Raw genomic sequence first — 9,464 nt, forward strand, 5'->3', positions numbered from 1 at the left:
CGGCACGCGGGCGGCGCAAAGGCCGCCCGGCTTTTTCTTTTGCTGAACATGTCTGGACCCGGTCAGGCGGCCCGCGCCGTTTTCAGATAAGTGGCAAAGGCCGTATCTTCGCCCCGAATGTGATCGGTCAGCCAGGAGGCGAGGTAATCGAACAGCTTGCCGGTCGCCTCGGGACGATTCGCCTCGATGTCGCGGCGCAGATCGGCGGCGCGTTTCAGGAACGTTTCGTGGTTCTGATGATGGGCCGCTGCGCCCGGATAGCCCAACTGGGACATCTGCGCTTCTTCTTCGGCGAAATGGCGCTGGAGTGCTCCCGACAGCTTCTCCAGCATCCGCGCCGAAGCGACCGCACCCTGGCCCGACATCATCAGTTTGTAGGAATCGTTGATCATCCGGAACATCTCCTTATGGTGGAGATCGATCGAGGCAACGCCGAAGGTCTGGCTGTCGTCCCACAGCAACAGGTCACCTTCTCCGCCATCTGCCCGGACCTGAACCAGGAAGCGGCCGACCTCATCGCGCAGAATTTCCGCCTGCCGGGACAGATTGCCCGATGCGGTGTTGATCTGTACTGCGGCGGTTCCGGTCTCCTTGGCCGCTTTCTCGACGCAGACAATGTTGACCGAGACGTCCGATGTGCCGGCGGAAGCCTGTTCAATATTGCGGGCGATTTCTCCGGTCGCGGCGGTCTGCTGCTGCACCGCCGCCGAAACGGCGGCGCTGATTTCGCTCATTTCCGAGATCACGGCCGCGATACCGTTGATCGCCAGCACTGCCGAGCTGGTTCCCTTCTGAACCGCCTGGATCTGGGCGGCGATCTCGCTGGTCGCCCGGGCGGTCTGGTTGGCGAGGTTCTTGACCTCGCCCGCGACCACGGAAAAGCCCTTGCCGGCATCGCCTGCGCGCGCGGCCTCGATCGTCGCATTGAGCGCGAGCAGATTCGTCTGTGAGGCGATGTCATTGATGAGGGTGACGATGTCGCCGATTTTAGAGACCTGATCCGACAGTTCCTGCACATGGGAGGTGGTGTCGGTTGCCTCGGTCCTGGCCCGGACCGACACCGACTGGGATCGTTCGACCTGATGGGCGATCTCCTGGATCGAGCAGGCCAGTTGCTCGGTCGCGGACGCCACCGTCTGCACATTGACCGAAGCCTGTTGGGCGGCCGAGGCGACGGCGGTTGCCTGGGAACTGGTCCGGGTCGCCGTCCCGGACATCTGTTCGGACGCCGACTGCAACTCTCCCGCCGCGGCGGTGACGGTTCCGACGATCGCCCCGACGCTGCCTTCGAACAGATCGGCCATCTTGCGCATTGCCGCCAGCCGGTCGGCATCGGCCCGCCGTTTCTGTTCCTTCTGTTCGGTTTCCATTTCCCGGGTGCGGATCAGGGTTTCTTTGAACACCTGCATCGTCTTGGCGATCAGGCCGATTTCGTCCTTGCGCCCCACGCCGTAAATCTCGACGCCGGTATTGCCATCCGACAGGGCCTTGAGCCCCTGTACCGCCCGGCCGATTGGCTTCGAGATGCCGAAATTGCCAATCAGATAGCCGATGATCACTCCCGCGATCACGCCGACCAGCGAGGCGAGTATCATGAAAAATATCTTCTCTTTCGACGTCTCCAGCCCTTGTTGCGCTATTTTTGTTCCGGCAACATCAAAATAATTGTCAAGATTAGTTACAGATTCCTGGAGCTTATCGATAATGGCTCGGCTGGAGGCGACGGCGTTAGTTATCTCGCGTTGCGACTGATCGATCTGGGTGGTGCTGCCATATTTCTGTATTTTTAAAAGATTGTCCTGAAGTCTGTCGGAGTATTCCTTGTATTGACTCTCGACCTTATTCAAAAGCTCGAGACCCTGCCCGTCGGCCCCGGATTTCAGCTCCTTGATCGTCGCCTCGACAAAAATCCGTCGCTCTTGGTTCGCCTTGGTGATGATCGCGATGGTTTCCGGGGTTGGGTCCATTGCTGCCCGATATTCGGTGCGGTTGAAGGCGACGATCGCTTGATTGAGCCGGGCCGCCTTCAGCGCCAAGCCGTCGGCATTGTCGATTTGCTGTCCGGCCATCGCCAAGTAATTGGCATTGGAGACGCCGAGATAGCCGACGATCCCCGTGATAATGGCCATCACCGTGACCAGCGTCATGATCTTGAGCAAGATCGAGATGTTCTGCATTGTCTTCTCCTCCTCGAGTTGAGTTGACAAGCCATCCCTCTTTCCCTGTCGATGACAGGGCCGTATCGTGCAAAATCTCGATCTTGTCCGCGTGATCGATGAGACGTGTCCTTATTGGGCTGCTGCGCGGCTAGAGGGTATTTGCCGACGACACACAAACGTCATGGTAGATTGAATTGGGGTGGACCTAAAGAGATATTTCGCCCATGACCATCGTCCTGCCCTGGTTGTCAGCCCCCCCCTCGACCGTCTCCCGGGCTTACCCTCCATCGAGCAGGGCGTCTGGAATCTCGAACCGTTCTTGATCGCCGATCCGCAGGATCGTCCAGTCTTCATGACGGTCTGCGTGGATCGGGTCGGTCCCGTCGGCAACAATCGGCGTGCCGTGGACGAACAAGACCCGACGCATCCGGGCCACGGTGTTTTGCTCCCAACGGATTTCCACCGTGGCGGTGCGGTCATGCCCCCGGCGGATCACGCCAGCCTGGCAGGTGAGCGGGGACGGTGCGAAGGCGACAGTGCAGGGCACTTCGGCGACGGCGTGGTAGGGCGTGCCCGGGACCAGCGCGTCTTCCGCCGCTGACAACGGAGGCAATGGCTGGCCCGTCCGGGTCACGGCGAGGCGGAAGTCGCTCTGTTCGTTTCGCCGCGCCGCCGGGCGCATCAGGTAGACGCGGACAAGGTAAGCGCCGTCGGTGGGGGCCACGCCGTCGAAGCTGTCTCCGGACTGGGAGCCGACAAAGCGTGCCTCGTCGCTGCCGGGAGGAAGGACGTTGAAATAGGTCTGGGGGTTGCTTGCCGTCATCCTTACCCGCAGCCTTTGACCCGCCAGAAGGGGAACCCGGTAATCGGCATCGGCCCGTCCGCGCAGATGGCCGCGAATCTCCCCCGTGTCGCGGCCCGGAGGAAACGGATCGCGCGCGGCGGGGCAGGATTCTTCGGTCAGCCATGTTCCGTCGAGCCAGCCCACCCGCCCCTGGTGTTCAACCCGGCACCACCGAGGATTGGCCTGGGCGCGATCGTGTTTTTCCGTCTCGGACAGGGTGGTGGCCTCGTCGAGGGTCAGCCCGCCCCGGCAGCCGAGGCTGCGCAGACAGCGGGCACCGACGGGAAGCTGGGTGATCGGAGCGGCGTTGAAGCCCGGCTGGGCGCGCAGGATCAGGCTTGGGGCGGGAGCGCCGTCGCGGAGACGGTAATGGTCCGGCCCGTCGGCGGTGGCCCTCGCTTCGCCTGTCGCGACCAGAACCAGGGTTGCCGCCAGTACCGTGACGCTTCGGATGCTCATTCCCGCCTATCCTCCCGTCCAGATCGTTGGATATAGCCTAGCCGATTCGAGGCGCGTTGCCGAGACGGAGCCGGAGGCTGAAATGCTGGATTGTGATGTGCGCCCAATGCTTTGGCTGGCGGGGTGATCCGGACGGCAAAAACGAGGACGTTGCCCCTTTGGGCGCCGTCTCTGTCGCGATGATGAGAATTGCATCGTTATCGCGCTTCGGATGAAAAATCCCGTTGACTCGGGGCGGGGGTGATGTCAGATTACCGAAAGTTAATGACAAGTCAGTAATCGGTTGTCGGTTACTGTGTCCCAACTAAATAAATGGAGATAACCATGGCTGAGAGAAGCCTTTCGGGTCTGACCGTTGAAGAAGCCGTCGAAGTGCACGAGCAGTTCAAGACGACTTTCAGCGCCTTCATCCTCATCGCCGCCGTCGCGCACGTGCTGGTGTGGGTTTGGAAGCCCTGGTTCTGAGTCTGATCTGAATTTTATTTAGGGGATTTTTGTTATGAGCAATCCGAAAGACGACTACAAGATTTGGCTGGTCATCAATCCGTCGACCTGGCTGCCCGTGATCTGGGTTGTGGCCGTTGTCGTGGCGATCTCCGTCCACGCCGCCGTCCTGGCTGCCCCGGGCTTCAACTGGATCGCCCTCGGCGCGGCTAAGTCTGCGACGAAGTAATTCGCTCACAGCCAGCGTTTTACGCTCCGTAAGCGGGCGGATCCGGGGAAACCCGGGTCCGTCCGTTTTCGTTTGTGCGGGCCGTTTCGCTGCCTGCCCGGTCTCTAGGGCCGCAGCAGGGGCAGGGTCGCCAGAGCGAGGCACAGCACGGTCACAATGGTTTCCGGCGCGCCGCCGGTGGTGATCAGGCGGAACCCGACGCGACGATCAACCCAGGGCCACAGCAGCGGGATCCCCTGACGGGTCAATGAATCCAGCAGCAGGTGCGAGCCATAGGCGGCGGCGAAGACCAGCCCGGCTGCATCGACACCATGAAACCATCCCCGTTCGCGTTGCAGCCACGGCACCAGCAGGGTCAGGCCGATGCTGCCGCCCAGCCAGGGCCAGAGCGAATGGGTCCAGGGGCTGCGATGACCGCCGAGCACGGCGGCAAGGTAGTAGCTGAGGAAGGTCAGCAGCACCGCCACCTGATCCAACGGCAGGCGCGGCCCCAAGACCACCATTGCTACCGCGATCCCGATCAGCAGCAGCACGGCCAGCCATTTGGCCCGTCGTCCCATCGTCGAGCTGAGATGGTCGATATCGGGCAGCAGGGCCGACGCCATCCCCAGGGTGTAGTACAGGGGCAGCGCGGACGGGGTAAGGGGATACCCGATTTGTTCTCCCCAAACGGAAACGAGAGAGACGGCCGCCATGCCGGCGGCGAGATGAGCGATGGCTTGCACGATGTGTCCCGATTGGTCCGAGCGCTACCCAGCCGGGACCGGCCAATGAGGGGGGAGGCTCATAGCACGCCTGCGTGCCGCCGACAATCCGATCTCGCTTCGTTCCGGGCGGGTCTGTGTCGTTCTGTGCTTGGTCGAGGTGAGGCGTGGCCGTGGGAGACTTGTCCCCACCCGATGCTCGATCCTGCCGGTTATCCTCTGATTCTGTGGATAGATCTGTGGGCCGGTTGAGGGTAAGGCCGGGGAATCCTGGCGAACCGGGGGTGTTGTGGGATGTGCCGATTTTTAAGGCAATCACGGCACCTGGGCACGGTAAAGCGGCAGGGGACGTTGCCTCGGAACCGGGCGATGCCCAGCGGCCCGGCTTTCCGCTACACTGTCGGGCCGAAACCGGGCGTCAGGGCACGTCCCACCGACCAAAAAAGATTGATCCACCATTGGGGGCCAAATGAGCGAAAGCGATCATTCCGACAAAGAAACTTCCCGCATCAGCCAGCTTGCCACGCGCGGCTTCCTCAAGATCGAGGTGTTCGCTTACATCGTCCTGGGCGCGATGTTGGCTCTGACCGCGCTGATCGGCATTGCCAATGCCGGAGCCTCGCTGTGGGGGGCAGTCCACGATATCGGCAGCACCGAGAAGATCATTCTCACCATCGACCGGCTGCTGTTCGTGCTGATGTTGGTCGAAATCCTGCACACCGTGCGCGATTCGTTTCGTACCGGTACCCTGGTGTGCGAGCCGTTTTTGATCGTCGGCCTGATCGCATCGATCCGGCGGATTCTCAGCATTACCCTGCAATCGTCGCAAGCGAGCCATCCCGGCGGCTGGACGCCGGAATCCGAGGCGATCCTGCATTCGGCGATGCTGGAACTGGCCGTGCTGGGGGGTCTGATTTTGGTGATGGTGGTATCGATCTGCCTGTTGCGGATCACCAAGCATCGCATCGCCGATAAATAGGCGGCGACACGCCAAAACTCCGCCCCCCTGCGGAAACACAGGGGGGCGGTTGGCGTAACGGAATTAAACCGCCTTCGAGTGGCGCTGCTCGCCCGCCTTCAGATAGCGGTCAAAGGCGGCGCAGACGGCGCGGACCAGGGTCCGGCCCTCTTCGGTGACGGTGAGGCGGCGGCCATCGACAGTGACCAGGCCGTCGGCCTGGAGCGGGCCAAGCGTATCGATCTCGGCGTCGAACTGGGCGGGATCGACCTTGTGCGATCCGGCAACCGCGTCGATATCGACCTCAAGGTCGCACATCAGCCGCTCGATGATCTCGCGGCGCAGACGGTCGTCGTCGCTGATCGCGATCCCGCGCGAGGTGGCCAGCACCCCGTCCGAGATCAGACGCTGATAGGCGTGGACCTCGCCTTCGTTGACGACATAGCCCTGGGGCAGCGAGCCGATACCCGACGCGCCGAACCCGATCAGGGTCGAGGCGGTATCGGTGGTGTAGCCCTGGAAGTTACGGTTCAGGGTCTTGGTCTTCAACGCGATCGCCATCGCGTCGTCGGGGGCGGCGAAATGGTCAAGACCGATCTGGACGAAGCCGTGATCGGCCAGCATCTTGCAGCCCTGTTCGTACATCTGCCAGCGGGTGTCGGTATCGGGCAGCGCCGCCTCGGGGATCAGGCGCTGGTGCTTCTTCATCCACGGCACGTGGGCATAGCCGAACAGAGCGACACGGCGCGGCTTGAAGCCGGTCAGGGCGGTGTCAATCGTCTTCAGCAGGCCGTCGAGAGTCTGGTGGGGCAGGCCGTAGACCAGATCGACATTGACCTCGGACACGCCGTACTGACGCAACCAGCCGACGACGCGCTCGCTGACCTCATAGGGCTGAATGCGGTTGATCGCCTTCTGCACCTCGGGATCGAGATCCTGGACGCCGATCGAAGCGCGGGTAACGCCGACGCTGCCCAGAGCCTTGATATAGGTCTCGTCGGCAGTGCGGGGATCGAGCTCGACCGCGATCTCGGACTGATCCTTCAGGAGGAACTTGCTCTTCAGCAGTTCGACGGTCTTGACGAAATCGGTCGGCGTCAAAATCGTCGGGCTGCCGCCACCGAAATGGATGTGCCGGGCCAGCATCCGCTGCGGCAGAGCCTCGGCCACCATTTCGATTTCGCGCCACACCGCTTCCATGTAGGTGGCGACCGGAGCATAGCGGCGGGTCACCTTGGTGTGGCAGCCACAGAACCAGCACATATCGGCGCAGAACGCGACATGGAGGTACAGCGACAGCTCAAGCGCGGGATCAAGCCCGCCCAGCCACTTGCGGTAGGTTTCGCCGGTTACGCCGGGATGAAAATGCGGCGCGGTGGGGTACGAGGTGTAGCGGGGAACGCGAAGATCGTATTTTGCCGCAAGGTCGGGGCGCATGGCGATTATCCTGAAGCAAGGGACCTGTGAATTATCGGAGGGAAAACCTACTCCGGGCGATGGCGACTTGGCAACCGTCCGCGCCGCTATCCTGGTTTCAGATCGCGCTTCCGGCTATCGTCGTTGCGGACGGCGAGCCCCCCGGTGCCGCGTTCGCCCCATAGAGGACAGGGATGAAGAGTATCGAAATCGAAGCCGCATGGCATGGACTGGCCTCGTGCGATTGTTGTCCGATCCAGGATCTCGTCCTGTTCGCCGACCTGGAGTCCGCCGATTTCACCGCGATTCATCAGCCGATCGACGATCTGTGGCTGCCCCCCGGCGCGACCCTCTACCGTGCCGAACAGGCGGCACCGGCGCTGTTCACCCTGCGCGAGGGGCTGGTCAAGCTCGAACAATATTTATCCGACGGGACCAAGCGGATCGTCAGCCTGGCCGGGCCGGGCGACGTGCTGGGGCTCGAGGCGATGCTGGCCGACAGCTATGAACACGCCGCCATCGCCCTGCAACCGTCGAAGGTCTGCCGCATCCCTAAGGCGGTGATCGGGGCGCTGTCGCCCAAGATCAACAATCAGTTGATGCGGAAATGGCACGAATCCGTGCGGAAGGCCCATGCCTGCACCCGCGATCTCTCGACCGGCAACGCCCGCCAGCGGGTGGCGCGGCTGTTCCTGCTGCTGGCCCCGTCCGAGGCGCGGCGCTGCCGCCTGTTCGGGCGCGAGGATGTCGGCGCGCTGCTGGGAGTCACCACCGAAACCGCCAGCAAGACCGTTGCCGAGTTCAAGCGTCAGGGATTGGTGCGGGAAATCGCCGTCAATCTGTTCGAGCGCGATATCGCCGCGCTGGAACGGATTGCCGATGGCGATTGACTGACTTCAATGACGCCGGGGCTAAGATCGCCTTAAGTCCAGAGCGTTGCTTCTCTTGGGAGACATGTCGTTATGATCGTTGCCGTCGCCAGTCAGAACTTCACCACGGTTACCCAGCATGCGGGCAAGACCCGCCGCTTCCTGCTGTTCGACGCCACCGCCGGTCAGCCGGTGCGCGAGGTCGGGCGGCTGGATCTAGCCGAGGGGATGGCGATTCACGATTTCGCCGGTGACGGGCCGCATCCGCTCGATCAGGCCAAGGTGGTAATGGCGGGCAGCGCCGGGGAAGGCTTCATCCGGCGGATGGATGCGCGCGGGATTGTCACCGTCCTGACCGAGGAAACCGACCCGGTCGCGGCGATCCGCCAGTATGTCGAAGGCGCACTGGCCCCGACCGCCGCCGAGTCCGCCGGTCCCTGCGGCTGTCACGGCGACCATTGATAAAAAACAAACGCCCCCTGACGCGGTGACGTGCCAGGGGGCGGTGAGGACCGGCCTTTAACGCGGGGATTAGCCGCGGCCCGCGTCGTACTCGGCGTGATACCCGGCGATGCGGGTCACTTCGTTGCGCGAGCCCAGGATCACCGGCACCCGCTGGTGCAACTTGGTGGGCGCGATGTCGAGGATGCGGCCGCGTCCGGTGCTGGCGGCACCGCCCGCCTGCTCGATGATGAACGCCATCGGGTTGGCTTCGTACATCAGCCGCAGCTTGCCGCCCTTGGCCTGATTCTCGGCGTCGGCGGGATACATGAACACGCCGCCCCGGCACAGGATGCGATGGACTTCGGCGACCATCGAGGCAACCCAGCGCATGTTGAAATTCTTGCCGCGCGGGCCTTCGGTGCCAGCCAGACATTCGTCGACATAGCGCCGCACCGGCGGTTCCCAATGGCGCGAGCGCGAGGCGTTGATCGCGAATTCCTGGGTATCGGCGGGAATGGTCATGTTGGGATGGGTCAGCATGAACATCCCGATCGACTGATCGAGGGTAAAGCCGTTGACGCCGCTGCCGGTGGTCAGAACCAGCATCGTCGACGAGCCATAAATGGCATATCCGGCGGCGATCTGCTTGACGCCCTTTTGCAGGAAGGCTGCTTCGGCAATGCTCGAAGCCCCCTCGGGCAGGCGCAGGATCGAGAAGATCGTGCCGACCGAGATATTGACGTCGATGTTCGACGACCCGTCCAGCGGATCGAACAGCAGCAGGTATTTGCCATCGACGGCGCTGTGGACGGGACGGACATCTTCCATCTCTTCCGAGGCCATGCCGGCATAGGCGCCGCCCACCGCGTTCATGTGCATGAAGATTTCGTTGGAGAGGATGTCCAACGTCTTCTGTTCCTCGCCCTGGACGTTCTCGG

General features: G+C 62.6%; 10 protein-coding genes. 5 read left to right on the forward strand and 5 right to left on the reverse strand.

Annotated elements, in window-relative coordinates:
• Nucleotides 1-62: 62 nt before the first annotated feature.
• Together K678_RS08005 and K678_RS17675 are read right to left on the reverse strand one after the other, a co-directional pair.
• Nucleotides 63-2,177, reverse strand: coding sequence for a bacteriohemerythrin (locus tag K678_RS08005; RefSeq protein ID WP_021131956.1), 2,115 nt, complete (start codon nucleotides 2,175-2,177; stop codon nucleotides 63-65).
• A gap of 259 nt (nucleotides 2,178-2,436) precedes the next feature.
• The gene (locus K678_RS17675; RefSeq protein ID WP_021131957.1) at nucleotides 2,437-3,462 is read right to left on the reverse strand and encodes an SH3 domain-containing protein; all 1,026 of its coding nucleotides are present in this window, start codon (nucleotides 3,460-3,462) and stop codon (nucleotides 2,437-2,439) included.
• A 324-nt stretch (nucleotides 3,463-3,786) separates the two neighbouring features.
• On the opposite strand from K678_RS17675, the gene pufB reads away from it, so the two are divergent.
• Nucleotides 3,787-3,927: a light-harvesting antenna LH1, beta subunit gene (pufB, locus tag K678_RS08020; RefSeq protein ID WP_021131958.1), complete on the forward strand. Its 141-nt coding sequence runs from the start codon at nucleotides 3,787-3,789 to the stop codon at nucleotides 3,925-3,927.
• A 34-nt stretch (nucleotides 3,928-3,961) separates the two neighbouring features.
• A complete protein-coding gene (gene pufA, locus K678_RS08025) occupies nucleotides 3,962-4,135 on the forward strand; it encodes a light-harvesting antenna LH1, alpha subunit (protein ID WP_021131959.1) in 174 nt (57 codons plus the stop codon).
• 104 nt (nucleotides 4,136-4,239) lie between these two features.
• Here the strand turns inward: pufA and K678_RS08030 are convergent, their stop codons facing one another.
• Nucleotides 4,240-4,860 (reverse strand): metal-dependent hydrolase, encoded by a 621-nt coding sequence (locus K678_RS08030; RefSeq protein WP_021131960.1) that lies wholly within the window; start codon nucleotides 4,858-4,860, stop codon nucleotides 4,240-4,242.
• 448 nt (nucleotides 4,861-5,308) lie between these two features.
• Between K678_RS08030 and K678_RS08035 the strand changes: the two genes are divergently transcribed.
• A complete protein-coding gene (locus K678_RS08035; RefSeq protein WP_021131961.1) occupies nucleotides 5,309-5,818 on the forward strand; it encodes a phosphate-starvation-inducible PsiE family protein in 510 nt (169 codons plus the stop codon).
• A gap of 63 nt (nucleotides 5,819-5,881) precedes the next feature.
• On the opposite strand, the gene hemN is transcribed toward K678_RS08035, so the two are convergent.
• On the reverse strand, nucleotides 5,882-7,234 hold the full coding sequence (gene hemN, locus K678_RS08040) for an oxygen-independent coproporphyrinogen III oxidase (RefSeq protein ID WP_021131962.1): 1,353 nt from the start codon (nucleotides 7,232-7,234) through the stop codon (nucleotides 5,882-5,884).
• A gap of 173 nt (nucleotides 7,235-7,407) precedes the next feature.
• Here hemN and K678_RS08045 point away from each other — a divergent pair, with 173 nt between their 5' ends.
• Both K678_RS08045 and K678_RS08050 read left to right on the forward strand, forming a co-directional pair.
• Nucleotides 7,408-8,103 carry a Crp/Fnr family transcriptional regulator gene (locus tag K678_RS08045; RefSeq protein ID WP_021131963.1) on the forward strand — a complete coding sequence of 232 codons (696 nt, stop codon included), beginning with the start codon at nucleotides 7,408-7,410 and terminating at the stop codon, nucleotides 8,101-8,103.
• 72 nt (nucleotides 8,104-8,175) lie between these two features.
• Nucleotides 8,176-8,544 carry a NifB/NifX family molybdenum-iron cluster-binding protein gene (locus tag K678_RS08050; protein ID WP_021131964.1) on the forward strand — a complete coding sequence of 123 codons (369 nt, stop codon included), beginning with the start codon at nucleotides 8,176-8,178 and terminating at the stop codon, nucleotides 8,542-8,544.
• 69 nt (nucleotides 8,545-8,613) lie between these two features.
• Here K678_RS08050 and K678_RS08055 read toward each other — a convergent pair.
• Nucleotides 8,614-9,464: class 1 fructose-bisphosphatase (locus K678_RS08055; RefSeq protein ID WP_021131965.1), on the reverse strand; the 851-nt coding region annotated here is incomplete at its 5' end.

The sequence above is a fragment of the Magnetospirillum fulvum MGU-K5 genome (assembly GCF_000442515.1).
Classification (GTDB): domain Bacteria; phylum Pseudomonadota; class Alphaproteobacteria; order Rhodospirillales; family Magnetospirillaceae; genus Phaeospirillum; species Phaeospirillum fulvum_B.